This window comes from Methylobacterium mesophilicum, from assembly GCF_036441335.1.
Lineage (GTDB): Bacteria > Pseudomonadota > Alphaproteobacteria > Rhizobiales > Beijerinckiaceae > Methylobacterium > Methylobacterium mesophilicum_B.
Genome location: NZ_MLBW01000021.1, coordinates 154,289 through 166,691, shown reverse-complemented (window position 1 = coordinate 166,691; position 12,403 = coordinate 154,289). Strand labels below are relative to the sequence as shown.

Below are 12,403 nucleotides of genomic sequence, written 5' to 3'. Positions count from 1 at the left end.
GTGGCGACGGGACCGGGTCCGGCCGCCGCGCCGCGGCGGATCGTGTTCGGGCTGGCGGGCGCGGCCGCGCTCCTCGCCGCCGGGCTCTACCCGACCTTCGGCGGCCTGGTCCTGCGCGGCGCCTTCGCCACCGGCGGCATGGCGTTCCTCACCCACCAGCCCCTGTGGCTGGCCTACGGGCTCGGCGCCGCCGCGGGCGCGCTGGCGTTCGGCAGTGTCCTCGGCCTGTTCGCGGTCGCGGCCAACCGGCCCCTGCGGCCGCGCCTGCGCCGGGTCGGGTACGGGGCGCTCGCCTTCCTGGCCCTGTGGCTCGGCGCGATCCTGATCGGCCTCGGCGGCGACCTGGGCGTCGGCCCCTGGCCCCGGCGGGCGATGCGGCCGGAGGAGGCCGCGCTCGCCGCKGGKCTGCTGATCGCGGCGGCCCTGCCCCACACCGTGCTGGCGACATTGCGCCGGCATCGTCCGGCCGTGTGACCCCCCTGCCTTGCGGGCCGGCCTCCGTTCCCGCAGAGTCGGCGCGACAGGCGTTGCGGGACTCGGCCCCCGAGAGTCGGGCCCGCGGGAGGCATCGCGATGCATGAGGCGAACGTGATGGAGCACGGCGCTCAAGCCGCCACGGCCGGAGCGATGCCGGCCGCGCCGGTCGCCGGGGCATCCGACCGGCCCTGGCTGGCCGCCTACCCGCCCGGCGTCCCGGCGGAGATCGACGTCGCCGGCCTCGGGACCCTGGTCGACCTGTTCGAGACCAGCGTGACCGCGTTCGCGGGCCGGCCGGCGATGCTGTGCTTCGGATCGACCATGACCTACGCGACCCTCGGCCAGCAGGCGCGCGACCTCGCGGCCTGGCTGCGCGGGCAGGGTCTGGCGAAGGGCGACCGCGTCGCGATCATGCTGCCGAACGTCCCCGCCTACGCGGTGGCGATCTTCGGCGTCCTCCTGGCGGGCGGGACGGTGGTCAACACCAACCCGCTCTACACCCCCCGGGAATGCGCGCAGCAGATCGGTGATTCCGGCGCGCGCATCCTGATCGTCCTGGAGAATTTCGGCGCCACGATCGCGGCGGCGCTGCCCGACGTCGCCCTCGAGCGGGTCGTCCTGGTCGGCCCCGGCGACGGGCTGGGACTCAAGGGGCAGGTGATCAACCTCGCGAGCCGGCACGTCCGGAAGGCGGTGCCGCCGTTCCGCCTGCCGGAGGGCCTCGCGATCCCGTTCGCGACCGTCCTCCGTCAGGGCCGGTCGATGCCGCGCACCTCCGTGACGGTCGACCCGGAGGATCTGGCCTTCCTGCAATATACCGGGGGCACCACGGGCATCGCCAAGGCGGCGATGCTGAGCCACCGCAACATCATGGCGAATGTCGAGCAGTCGCAGCTCTGGTTCAACTCGAAGGATCCGAGCGTCGCGCGCTGCGTGGTCACGGCGCTGCCGCTCTACCACATCTTCGCGCTCACCGCGTGCTTCTTCCAGTTCATGCGCAGCGGCGGCTCCTGCCTGCTGATCCCCAATCCGCGCGACTGCGACGGCATGGTCAAGACCCTGAGCCGCACGCGCTTCACCCACCTGATGGGCGTGAACACCCTGTTCAACGTGCTGATCAACCACCCGAAGATCAACACCGTGGATTTCGCCCACCTCGACTTCGTGGTCGGCGGCGGCACGGCCGTCCAGCGGGCCGTGGCCGAGCGCTGGAAGGCCCTGACCGGCAACACGATCGTCGAGGGCTACGGCCTGTCCGAGACCTCGCCGGTGGTGTGCGTCAACCCGCGGGGCATGCGCGACTTCTCGGGGACGATCGGCTACCCGCTGCCCTCCACGGAGGTCTCGATCCGCGCCGTCTCCGGCGAGCCCCTCCCGGACGGGCAGCCGGGGGAGATCTGCGTGCGCGGGCCCCAGGTGATGCGCGGCTACTGGAACCGGCCGGAGGAGACCGCGCGGGCGATGACCGCGGACGGGTTCTTCCGGACGGGCGACGTCGCGATCCTGCAGGCGGACGGGCAGGTCCGCATCGTCGACCGGATGAAGGACATGATCCTCGTCTCCGGCTTCAACGTCTATCCGAACGAGGTCGAGGACGTGCTGGCGGCCCACCCGGCCGTGCTCGAATGCGCGGTGGTCGGCGCGCCCAGCGAGGAGACCGGCGAGATGGTGGTGGCCCACGTGGTCCTGAAGGACACGTCGGTCTCCACCGATGTCCTGCGGGCCCATGCCCGCACCCAGCTCACCGGCTACAAGGTGCCCCGCCGCGTGGTGCTCCACGAGACCCTGCCGAAGACCAACGTGGGCAAGGTGCTGCGGCGGATGCTGCGCGACGAGTCGCCGCCGGCCTGACCGTCGCCCGCGCGGCGGAGGCCGCCCTGCGTCCCGGTGCCGCTCGCGGGCGGCGTAACCCCTGCGCGCCGCTCGCCGAACGGTGAGGCTGCGGCGCTTGCGCCCCTGTCGGCCGTCGCCGATCTGTGGGTTGTGCAGGCAGGAGATCCGAGGAGACGGCCATGTTGATCAAGCGCGGGCGCGGTTGGGAGATTCCGGAACATCTGGCGACGCCGGAGGCCGTGTTCCTCGATCGGCGGGCCCTGATCGGCGGCGCGGCCGGACTCGCGGCCGGACTCGCGGCCGGATCGCTCCTGGGCGGCCGCGCCGCCCGGGCGGCCGCGGGCGACGCGCCGCTCTACCCGGCGCAGCAGAACCCTGCCTACACCCTCGACCGGCCGCTGACGCCGGAGCGCTTCAGCGCCGACTACAACAATTTCTACGAGTTCGGCACGTCGAAGACGGTGCTGCCGGCCGCCAACGCCCTCAAGACGCAGCCCTGGACCCTGAAGATCGACGGCCTCGTGGAGAAGCCCTTCGAGATCGGCGTCGACGACCTGATCCGGAAGGTCGGACTCGAGGAGCGGCTCTACCGCCACCGCTGCGTCGAGGCGTGGTCGATGGCGGTGCCGTGGACCGGCTTCCCGCTGGCGAAGCTCGTGGCGCTCGCCAAGCCCACCTCCGGCGCGAAGTACATCCGCTTCGAGACCTTCATGGACAAGGCGATGGCGCCCGGCCAGCGGGCCTTCTTCTATCCCTGGCCCTACACGGAGGGCCTGACCCTCGCGGAGGCCGGCAACGACCTCGCCTTCATGGTCACGGGGATCTACGGCAAGCCGCTGCCCAACCAGTTCGGCGCGCCGATCCGCGTCGCGGTGCCGTGGAAATACGGGTTCAAGTCGGCCAAGTCGCTGGTGAAGGTCTCGTTCACCGCGGACAGGCCGAAGACCTTCTGGGAAGGTCTGCAGGCCTCGGAGTACGGCTTCTGGGCCAACGTGAACCCGGCCGTGCCGCACCCGCGCTGGAGCCAGGCGACCGAGCGCGTCCTCGGCACCGACCAGCGGGTGCCGACGCTGATCTACAACGGCTACGGCGAGCAGGTCGCGGGCCTCTACAAGGGCCTCGAGGGCGAGCGCCTGTTCGTCTGATCCGGACCCGCCGGAGCCGCGCTGGCGCGGCTCCGGTCCCGACGACACGGCGCCTACGTCACGTCTCCATCCGCGCCGTCGGCCCGCGCCTCAGCGCGGGCAGGCATGGGCCCGCTCGAAGGCCTGCAGATCCGCCACGGTCGCCTGCTCCTGCCGCGAGAGCGGCACGCGATCCATGGCGTCGTACCGGCAATCCGCGTTGCCGAAGGTCCGGATCGCCCGCGGCGTGCTGAAGCAGTACCCGGCCTGCTTGTAGATCAGGTTGCGCTGGTACCAAGCTTCCGCGCAGTCATCCGCCATCGCACCGGTCGATCCCGCGACGAGGATCAGAGCGTAGAGAGCAGCGCGCATCGAATCGTCTCCGTGAGGATCCGGATCCAACCATCGGATGCTCAGTAGGTCCAGCGCTGCGCCTTCGAGACGAGGAAGTCGCGGAACGCCTGCACGCGGGCGACCGAGCGCATCTCCTCGGCGTAGACGAGGTAGCTCTCCAGGCTCGGCATCTCGGTCTCGCGCAGCACCTGCACGAGCTGCTGGCCGCCATCCACCGCGTAGTCGGGCAGGATGCCGATGCCGGCGCCGGCCTCCATGGCGCGCTGCAGCGCGCCGATGTTGTTCACCGTCAGGTGGACCTGGCGCCGCTCGCGGCCCTCGCGGCCGGCATCGGCGAGCCAGTGGGCGGCGAGCAGGTACGAGGGCTCGTTGCCGCCGAAGGAGACGAGGCGGTGATCGTCGAGCTCCTCGATGGTCTTGGGCTCGCCGAAGCGCTTGACGTAATCCGGGCTCGCGAAGGCGTGGTAGTGCACGGTGAACAGCCGCCGCTGGATCAGGTCCGGCTGCGCCGGGCGCCGCATGCGGATCGCCACGTCGGCCTCACGCATGGCGAGATCGAGCTCCTCGTTGGTGAGGATCAGCTCGATGCGCACGTCCGGGTAGAGGTCGAGGAACTCGCCCACTCGCTGAGACAACCAGGACGTGCCGAGGCCCACCGTGGTGGTGACCTTGAGGTCACCGGTCGGCCGCTCGGAGGTCTCGACGAGCCGGGCCCGGGTATTCTCCAGGCGCAGCTTCATGTCGCGCGCGGCGCGGAACAGAAGGTCACCCTGCTCGGTGAGCAGGAGGCCGCGGGCATGGCGGTGGAAGAGCGGCGCCTTGAGCTCGCGCTCAAGGGCGCTGATCTGGCGGCTCACCGCCGATTGGCTGAGCCCGATATCGTCACCCGCCTTGGTGAAGCTCCCCGCCTCCGCGACGTTGAGGAAGATCCGGATCTTGTCCCAGTCCAAGGCGAGAACCCCTACCAGCGCGCGCCCGCGGGTCGCGCCCTGGGTGGAAGATGGGCGCGAAGCGGCGGGCAGATCACCGGGCGAACTGCGCGGTGCCGCGCGCGGATGGCCGCTCGCCGCACCGCGCGGGCATGCAACCAATGCATCCCGGCGCAGTCAGCACTCCTATGCACACGGTGCATGGTCCTGCGCAAGCACAAGCAGCGCGATCTTGTTGAAATGCCGGCCGCGGCCGGTCCGCGCACGGAGCGTGAGACCGGCGCGGCGGTCACTCCGCCGCCGCGGCCTGGACCGGGCTCTCGCCGATCTCCAGGTTGGCCAGGAACTTCTCCGCCTCCAGCGCCGCCATGCAGCCCATGCCGGCGGCGGTGATCGCCTGACGGTAGACGTCGTCCGTGACGTCGCCGGCGGCGAACACACCCGGGATCTCGGTCTCGGTGGTACCGGGCTTCACGCTGAGGTAGCCGCCGTGGCGCATGGGCAGCTGCCCCTCGAAGATCGCGGTGGCCGGCTGGTGGCCGATCGCCACGAACACGCCGTCGGCCTTCACCTCGCTGATCTCGCCCGAGCGCGGATCCTTGAGGCGGACGTGGGTCACGCCCGGCGCCGGCTTCTGCACGCCGCAGATCTCGGCGATCTCCCGGTGCCAGAGCACCTCGACGTTCGGGTGCTTGAACAGGCGCTCCTGCAGGATCCGCTCGGCCCGGAAGCTGTCGCGGCGATGGACGACCGTCACCTTGCTGGCGATGTTGGCGAGGTACAGGGCCTCCTCGACCGCCGTGTTGCCGCCGCCCACGACCACGACCTCCTTGCCGCGGAAGAAGAACCCGTCGCAGGTCGCGCAGGCCGATACGCCGCCGCCCTGGAACGCCGCCTCGGAGGGGATTCCGAGCCACTTGGCCTGGGCGCCCGTGGCGATGACCAGGGCGTCGCACGAGTAGGTCTCGCCCGAATCGGCCTCGAGGCGGAACGGCCGCTGCTTGAGATCGACCTTCGTGATGTATTCCGAGACGATCCGGGTGCCGACATGCTCGGCCTGGAGGCGCATCTGCTCCATCAGCCAGGGGCCCTGAATGGCCTCGGCGAAGCCCGGGTAATTCTCGACATCCGTGGTGATCATGAGCTGCCCGCCCGGCTGGAAGCCGGAGATCAGCAGCGGCTCGACCATGGCGCGGGCCGCGTAGATCGCCGCCGTGTAGCCGGCGGGACCCGAGCCGATGATCACGAGCTTGGCGTGCGTGTGGGCCATGTGTCTCGGTCTCCTCAGGCCGGTCCGGCCGCGCGGCGCGCGGCATAGGCGTCGGCGAGCGCCTGGGCGATGACCGGCGTCGCGTCGATCGGCTTGTACGTCAGATCTGCCAACTGACCGGTGAACGGCCGCAGCGCTCCGGCGATCGCCAGCCCGGCGAACATGCGCCGATGCCGGATATAGGTACGCGGCAGATCGAACAGCAGGACCGGTGCGCCGGTCGACACCGCCTCGCTGACCATGTTGGCCGAGTCGGAAGTCACGACGATCGCCTCGGCGAGCGCCAGCATGGCCACGTAGGGGTTGTCGCCGCTCCCGTCCCAGAGGAACCCGCCGGTCTCGGCGGCGAGCGCCTTCACGGCCTCGCGCAGCGGGTTCGGCGTCCGGCGGGAGATCGTCACCATCAGCCGGCAGCCCTGCTCGGCCAGGCCGCGCAGATCCTCCACGAGGCGGATCATGTCGGTCTTGCGATAGCTCAGGTGCCGGCTGTCGCCGCCGACCAGCACCGCCACGCGCGGGCCGTCGAGGCGCGCGAGGCGGGGGTCAGGCCGGGCACGGGCCGCGGCCAGGCGCGCCGCGGTGACGAGGTGCGGCGCCGTCAGCGTCGTGAAGACGTTGGGTCCGCGCAGATCGTCGTAATCCGGCACCCAGATGAAGTCGGCACTGTCCGCTCCGGTCCGCGGATCCTTCAGGAACGCCGTGAACGTCCGGCCGCCGGTCGCGCGCCGCACCGTCCGCAGGTACGGGACCGACCGGCGCCCGGAGGCGATCAGGATGTCGGGGTAAGGGCCCGACAGGGCGCCGGCGCGGCGGCGCGGACCCTCGCGCGGGTCGATCGGTCCCCAGGGCGCCATCCAGCCGAACGGGCCGGAGGCCGGAACCTGCCGGATCTCGAAGTCGAGGCCCAGGGTCTCGGCGATGCCGACGCACTGATTCTCGTCTCCGGCCTTGCCGTCCGTGACGACCCAGGCGCGAGCGCGGGCGAGTTCGGGCAGGGGCTCACGCCGGAGGTCCGGAATGCTGACCGGCGCGGACTGCGCCTCCGACAGGTCGATGCTTGCCATGCTCCTCACCCGGTACGCCCCACACCGCCGGCCCGGGCCGGCGGCCGTCTTCTAGTCCCGCGGCAGGTCGCGGGCGAGCCACTGGGCGTAGATGTCAGCGATGGCGGCGAGCCGGCGCTGCTCGAATCGCGGATCGTACCACGCCCCGCCGTAGCTCGACGGCGTCGCGGTCATCTGCGGGTAGCGCCCGAGCACCTGACCCTTGGGGCCGACGAGCAGCGCCTCGCCCTCCATGTAGTCGGTCTGGAAATTGCCGCCGTAGCCGCGCAGGGCACCGCTGCCGGCATAGGGCCGCAGCGACAGGCTCGTCACCACGACGACGAGGCGCGGCCCGCGGCCGCCGATCCGGCCGGCGAAGTTCTTCCGCAGGGCGTCGGTCAGGTCACCGGCCAGCGCCTCGGCCTGCAGCCCGCCGCCCTTGTCGAGGAGCGGCCGCACGTCGACCCGGACGTCGGAGAAGACCGGGGTCGGCGGGAAATCGCTCGCCGCCGCGGACCCCGCGACGGCAGTCAGAAGCAGGCCGGCGAGCCGGCTCAAGGAACGCGGGCGCATCGGGTCAGCCGCCGTACTGGACGGCGACGACCTCGTAGGACTTGCCGCCGCCCGGCGTGGTGACCTCGACCGTGTCGCCGACGCCCTTGCCGATGAGCGCGCGGGCGATCGGCGAGGTGATCGAGACGCGGCCCGAACGCACGTCGGCCTCCGGCTCGCCCACGATCTGGTAGGTCTTCTCCTCCTCCGTGTCCTCGTCGACGAGCTTCACGGTGGCGCCGAACTTGATCCTGTCGCCCGAGAGTTTCGTGACGTCGATCACTTCGGCCCGCGCGATCATGCTCTCGAGCTCGAGGACGCGACCCTCGTTGTGGGACTGCGCCTCCTTGGCCGCGTGGTACTCGGCGTTCTCCGACAGGTCGCCGAGCGCGCGGGCCTCGGCGATCGCCTGGATGATGCGCTGGCGCTCCACCTGCTGGCGGTGCTTCAGCTCCTCTTCGAGGGCTGCCAGCCCGCGCACGGTGATCGGAACCTTGTCTATCGCCATCGTCTCGCGCCACAATGAAGAGGCCCGGCCGAGAGTGAAGCACTCTCCCCGGGCCATGAAATGAAGTCAGCGGAACCCTGAGGTTCAGGCCGCGAAGTATTCCTGCAACGCGCGGACCTTGAGATCGCCCTCTAGATAGGCCTTGATCCCCTCGGCCGCGGCCATCGCGCCGGCTAGAGTGGTGTAATACGGCACCTTATGCAAGAGGGCCGCGCGCCGGAGCGAGCGCGAGTCCGACAGGGCGCCGGCCCCCTCGGTGGTGTTGAGGACGAGGTGGATCCCGCCGTTCTTGATGGCGTCGACCACGTGCGGCCGCCCCTCGAGAACCTTGTTGATCCGCTCGGCCGGGACGCCGTTCTCCACCAGATAGCGCTGCGTGCCGCCGGTCGCCAGGACGGTGAAGCCGAGATCGGACAGGAGCTTCATGGTCGGCAGGATGCGGGCCTTGTCGGCATCCCGCACCGAGACGAACACGGCGCCCGCCTTCGGCACCTGCGTGCCCGAGCCGAGCTGGCTCTTGGCGAAGGCCACGCCGAAGCTCGCGTCGAGCCCGATCACCTCGCCGGTCGAGCGCATCTCCGGGCCGAGCAGCACGTCGACGCCGGGGAAGCGGGCGAAGGGGAAGACCGCCTCCTTGACGGCGATATGGGGCAGGGTCTTCGGTTTCAGGCCGAAGGTCGCGAGCGGCTCGCCCGCCATGACCCGGGCCGCGATCTTGGCGATCGGCTCGCCGATGACCTTGGCGACGAACGGCACCGTGCGCGAGGCGCGGGGGTTCACCTCCAGCACGTAGATCGTGCCGTCCTTGATGGCGTACTGCACGTTCATCAGGCCGACGACGTTGAGCGCCAGCGCCATCGCTTTCGTCTGGCGCTCCAGCTCGTCCATGATCTCGGGCGAGAGCGAGCGCGGCGGCAGCGAGCAGGCCGAATCGCCGGAATGGATGCCGGCCTCCTCGATGTGCTCCATGATGCCGGCGATGAACACGTCCTTGCCGTCGCAGACCGCGTCGACGTCGACCTCGACCGCGTCCGAGAGGTAGCGGTCGAACAGGAGGGGGTTCTTGCCCAGCACCGTGTTGATCTGGCCGGTCTTGTCGTTCGGGTAGCGGGCCTTCACCTCGGAGGGGATCAGGCTCGGCAGCGTGTCGAGCAGGTAGTCGGCGAACTGGGTCTCGTCGCGGATGATCGCCATGGCGCGGCCGCCGAGCACGTAGCTCGGGCGCACCACGAAGGGCAGGCCGAGCGTCTCGGCCACCAACCGGCTCTGCTCCACCGAGTAGGCGATGCCGTTCTTCGGCTGCTTCATCGCCAGCTTGTCGAGGAGCCGCTTGAACTGGTCGCGGTCCTCGGCGAGGTCGATGGCGTCGGGCGAGGTGCCGAGGATCGGCACGCCGGCGGCCTCGAGGGCGCGGGCGAGCTTCAGCGGGGTCTGGCCGCCGAACTGCACGATCACGCCGTGAAGGGTGCCGGCCTGCCGCTCGGTCTCGATGATCTCCAGCACGTCCTCGGCGGTCAGCGGCTCGAAGTAGAGCCGGTCGGAGGTGTCGTAGTCGGTCGAGACCGTCTCCGGGTTGCAGTTGACCATGATGGTCTCGTAGCCCGCGTCCGACAGCGCGAAGCAGGCGTGGCAGCAGCAATAGTCGAACTCGATGCCCTGGCCGATCCGGTTCGGGCCGCCGCCGAGGATCACGACCTTCTTGCGGTCCGAGGGCTGCGCCTCGTCGACCACCGCGCCCGCGAAGGGCGCCACGTAGGTCGAGTACATGTAGGCGGTGGGCGACTTGAACTCCGCCGCGCAGGTGTCGATGCGCTTGTAGACCGGGCGCACCGCCAGGGCGCGACGGGCCGCGCCGACGGCGGCCTCGTCGATCTTGGCCAGAACCGCGAGGCGGGCATCCGAGAAGCCGGCGGCCTTGAGCTGGCGGAAGGCGCCGGCCGTCTTCGGCAGGCCGTGGGCCTTCACGCGGTTCTCCAGATCGATGATCGCCTGGAGTTGCTCCAGGAACCACGGGTCGATCTTGCAGGAGGCGTAGACCTGCTCGTGGCTGACGCCGAGGCGCAGCGCCTGCGCGACCTTCAGGAGCCGGTCCGGGGTCGGGGTGCCGATCGCCGCCTTGATGGCGTTGTGGTCGTCGCCCTTGCCCAGCCCCTCGATCTCGATGTCGTCGAGGCCGGTCAGGCCGGTCTCCAGCGAGCGGAGCGCCTTCTGCAGCGATTCGGCGAAGCAGCGGCCGATCGCCATGGCCTCGCCCACCGACTTCATCGCGGTCGTGAGCGTCGGCTCGGCGCCCGGGAATTTCTCGAACGCGAACCTCGGAATTTTGGTGACGACGTAGTCGATCGTCGGCTCGAACGAGGCCGGGGTCGCGCCGCCGGTGATGTCGTTGGCGATCTCGTCCAGCGTGTAGCCGACCGCGAGCTTGGCCGCGACCTTGGCGATCGGGAAGCCGGTGGCCTTCGAGGCGAGCGCCGAGGAGCGCGAGACGCGCGGGTTCATCTCGATCACGATCATGCGCCCGTTCTCGGGGTTGATCGCGAACTGCACGTTCGAGCCGCCGGTCTCGACGCCGATCTCGCGGAGCACCGCCAGCGATGCGTCGCGCATCACTTGGTATTCCTTGTCGGTGAGCGTCAGCGCCGGGGCGACGGTGATCGAATCGCCCGTGTGCACGCCCATCGGGTCGATGTTCTCGATGGAGCAGACGATGATGCAGTTGTCGTTCCGGTCCCGGACGACCTCCATCTCGTACTCCTTCCAGCCGAGCACGCTCTCCTCGATCAGCACCTCGTTGGTCGGCGACGCGTCGATGCCGCGCTCGACGATGTCGAGGAACTCCTCGCGGTTGTAGGCGATGCCGCCGCCGGTGCCGCCCATGGTGAAGGACGGCCGGATGATCGCCGGCAGGCCGACCTCGGCCAGCGCGATCAGGGCCTGCCCGATGGCGTGCTCGCCGTAGCGCTTGCGCCGCTCGGTCTCGCCCGCGGCCCAGCTCTTCTCGTAGGCCGCCAGGGCCGTCTGGCGCGCCGCCGGATCGGTGTTGGCCGCCTCGATCCTGGCGATCTCGGCCAGGTAGGTTTGACGGTCGGCCTTCTTGGCCGCCGAGGCGTTGGCGAGCGCCGATTTCGGGGTGTCGAGCCCGATCTTGGTCATGGCGTCGCGGAACAGGCTCCGGTCCTCGGCCTTGTCGATGGCCTCGGCGGTGGCGCCGATCATCTGCACGCCGTACTTGGCGAGCACGCCCATCTTCTGCAGCGACAGGGCGCAGTTCAGCGCCGTCTGGCCGCCCATGGTCGGCAGGATCGCGTCGGGGCGCTCCTTCTCGATGATCTTGGCGACGATCTCCGGCGTGATCGGCTCGACGTAGGTCGCGTCCGCCATGTCCGGGTCGGTCATGATGGTCGCGGGGTTCGAGTTCACCAGCACGATGCGGTAGCCCTCCTCGCGGAGGGCCTTGCAGGCCTGGGTGCCGGAATAATCGAACTCGCAGGCCTGTCCGATGATGATCGGACCCGCACCGATGATCAGGATCGAGGAGATGTCGGTGCGTTTGGGCATCGTGGGCCTTCTCAGGCCAAGCGCGCCCGATCGGGCACGGCTCGACTGAGCCCTGCTCCCGGACGCGCGTGGCGGGAATGTCGTTGAGCCCCGCGTTTACACGGGCCACGGGCGCTTTGGAAGGCCGGGACAACCGCGCAATCTGGCCGAGGGGCCGGCGCGCGCGGGCGGCCGGGCTCCGTCGATCTGGAGTATTTAAAAATTCTCGCAAGCATTCATTGAATTCTTGCGGGCGATCGGCGCCTGACCGTAAGGCTCGGTCGATCGCGCGACCCGTCGATCGACATCGTACTTGTTCGAGACTGAAAATGCTCAGGCCAACCCTGCCCGTCGCCGCACTTCTGATCGCCTCGATCGCGGGCGCGAACGCCTCGGAAGTCTCCATCAAGACGTTGAACAGCGGCCCGGGCGGGATGATGGTCTTCGATCCGGCCTTCGTGAAAATTCAGCCCGGCGACACGGTGCGGTTCGTTCCGGCCGACAAGGGTCACAATGCCGAGCTGATCAAGGGCATGGCGCCCGAGGGCGCGGTACCGTTCAAGACGGTGGTCGGCAAGGAGGAGACCGTGACCTTCGACAAGCCCGGTCTCTACGGAATCAAGTGCGCGCCGCACTACATCATGGGTATGGTCGGCCTCGTCCAGGTCGGCGACAAGCCCGACAATCTGGAGGCGGCGAGGGCGGTGCCGCAGAACAAGATGGCCGCCAAGCGGTTCGAGCCGCTGTTCGAGAAGGTCCGGTAGGCGTCGGGGCGG

General features: G+C 70.0%; 10 protein-coding genes and 1 pseudogene. 4 read left to right on the top strand and 7 right to left on the bottom strand.

The annotated features are described in order from the left end of the window. The 3 genes and pseudogenes from MMR14E_RS14630 to msrP form a co-directional block, all read left to right on the top strand. Positions 1–474: pseudogene (locus MMR14E_RS14630) on the top strand (hypothetical protein); the annotation flags it as partial. A 99-nt stretch (positions 475–573) separates the two neighbouring features. Beyond that, a complete protein-coding gene (locus MMR14E_RS14625; protein WP_331315247.1) occupies positions 574–2,328 on the top strand; it encodes an AMP-binding protein in 1,755 nt (584 codons plus the stop codon). Positions 2,329–2,489: 161 nt separating this feature from the next. Then, positions 2,490–3,455, top strand: a complete 966-nt coding sequence (msrP, locus tag MMR14E_RS14620) for a protein-methionine-sulfoxide reductase catalytic subunit MsrP (protein WP_331315245.1) — start codon at positions 2,490–2,492, stop codon at positions 3,453–3,455. Between the two features lie 90 nt (positions 3,456–3,545). On the opposite strand, the gene MMR14E_RS14615 is transcribed toward msrP, so the two are convergent. From MMR14E_RS14615 to carB, 7 genes are all read right to left on the bottom strand, one after another. Continuing rightward, complete coding sequence (locus MMR14E_RS14615; protein WP_056522408.1) at positions 3,546–3,806, bottom strand: YARHG domain-containing protein; 261 nt, start codon at positions 3,804–3,806, stop codon at positions 3,546–3,548. Between the two features lie 41 nt (positions 3,807–3,847). Next, complete coding sequence (locus tag MMR14E_RS14610; protein ID WP_012317569.1) at positions 3,848–4,738, bottom strand: LysR family transcriptional regulator; 891 nt, start codon at positions 4,736–4,738, stop codon at positions 3,848–3,850. A gap of 268 nt (positions 4,739–5,006) precedes the next feature. Beyond that, on the bottom strand, positions 5,007–5,987 hold the full coding sequence (trxB, locus tag MMR14E_RS14605) for a thioredoxin-disulfide reductase (RefSeq protein ID WP_331315244.1): 981 nt from the start codon (positions 5,985–5,987) through the stop codon (positions 5,007–5,009). Positions 5,988–6,001: 14 nt separating this feature from the next. Next, a complete protein-coding gene (locus tag MMR14E_RS14600) occupies positions 6,002–7,051 on the bottom strand; it encodes a mitochondrial fission ELM1 family protein (protein WP_331315242.1) in 1,050 nt (349 codons plus the stop codon). A gap of 51 nt (positions 7,052–7,102) precedes the next feature. Next, the gene (locus MMR14E_RS14595) at positions 7,103–7,603 is read right to left on the bottom strand and encodes a hypothetical protein (protein WP_331315240.1); all 501 of its coding nucleotides are present in this window, start codon (positions 7,601–7,603) and stop codon (positions 7,103–7,105) included. A gap of 4 nt (positions 7,604–7,607) precedes the next feature. Further along, entirely contained in the window at positions 7,608–8,084 is a 477-nt protein-coding gene (greA, locus tag MMR14E_RS14590) for a transcription elongation factor GreA (protein ID WP_170855149.1), read from the bottom strand. A 90-nt stretch (positions 8,085–8,174) separates the two neighbouring features. Next, positions 8,175–11,648 carry a carbamoyl-phosphate synthase large subunit gene (carB, locus tag MMR14E_RS14585; RefSeq protein WP_331315238.1) on the bottom strand — a complete coding sequence of 1,158 codons (3,474 nt, stop codon included), beginning with the start codon at positions 11,646–11,648 and terminating at the stop codon, positions 8,175–8,177. A 308-nt stretch (positions 11,649–11,956) separates the two neighbouring features. Between carB and MMR14E_RS14580 the strand changes: the two genes are divergently transcribed. Then, positions 11,957–12,391 carry a pseudoazurin gene (locus MMR14E_RS14580; RefSeq protein WP_331315236.1) on the top strand — a complete coding sequence of 145 codons (435 nt, stop codon included), beginning with the start codon at positions 11,957–11,959 and terminating at the stop codon, positions 12,389–12,391. Positions 12,392–12,403: the final 12 nt, after the last annotated feature.